The organism is Acidithrix ferrooxidans (assembly GCF_000949295.1).
Lineage (GTDB): Bacteria > Actinomycetota > Acidimicrobiia > Acidimicrobiales > Acidimicrobiaceae > Acidithrix > Acidithrix ferrooxidans.
In genome coordinates, this window is the sequence record NZ_JXYS01000176.1 from 1 (window position 1) to 782 (window position 782).

The 782-nt window shown below is 44.8% G+C and carries 1 protein-coding gene and 1 pseudogene; both read left to right on the forward strand.

The genetic code is table 11. From position 1 onward, the window contains the following. Positions 1-232 (forward strand): annotated as a pseudogene (locus AXFE_RS20275) (ISL3 family transposase); the annotation flags it as partial. A 216-nt stretch (positions 233-448) separates the two neighbouring features. Continuing rightward, a partial coding sequence (locus AXFE_RS18870) for a transposase (protein ID WP_235347934.1) occupies positions 449-782 on the forward strand: 334 nt, incomplete at its 3' end.

The window sequence follows — 782 nt, forward strand, 5'->3', positions numbered from 1 at the left end:
TAAATCTCGCTTCACGAGAGACTTTGAACATCTAGTTGCCGGCTCAACCGCAAAGATGGATAAAACAACAGTTACGAAGCTCACCCGGATTGCTCAGAAAACAGTTGGTACGATCTGTGAGAGAGTAGTAGCCAAAGAGATCGATCCAAAGCGACTAGAGAAGCTCTCAATAATAGGGGTAGATGAGATTGCCTATCGTAAACACCATAAGTACATAACCCAAGTTATTTAGAGCCCGTAACAGATCATGAAACTGGAAAGATCGTCTATGGAGCAGAAGGAAAAAGCGCTAAGAGTCTAGATGGGTTCTTATGTGAGCTTGGTTCGCAACGTTCCAAGCTCTCACACAAGTAGCAACAATGGACATGGGACCAGCTTTTGCTAAAGCTTTCGCTGATCGCACACCAGATACTTAGGTCGCAACCTCGATCCTTTTCATGTCGTTAAATTGGGCACTGAGGCCCTGGAGGAGGTAAGATGCGACCTATGGCGCCAACTGAGAAAACTTCCTACTCCAGATTACGCCCGTAGGTTTGTGAGTGCAAGATGGGCATTACTAAAGAATCCTGGTGATTTGACTCAACGCCAAAATGAGACTCTACGTCAAATAAAGTCAACCGCTGCAATACTTCTAAAGCCCTTAGAGATGAAAGAATCCCTAAGAGGGATATTCGGTAGTGGATTATCCAATGACGAAGTAGCTGAGTTCTTGGATTCCTGGTGTGCTCGTGCTTCACGAGCACAGATACCTAGCTTTGTCAGATTATCAAAGACAATTCGAA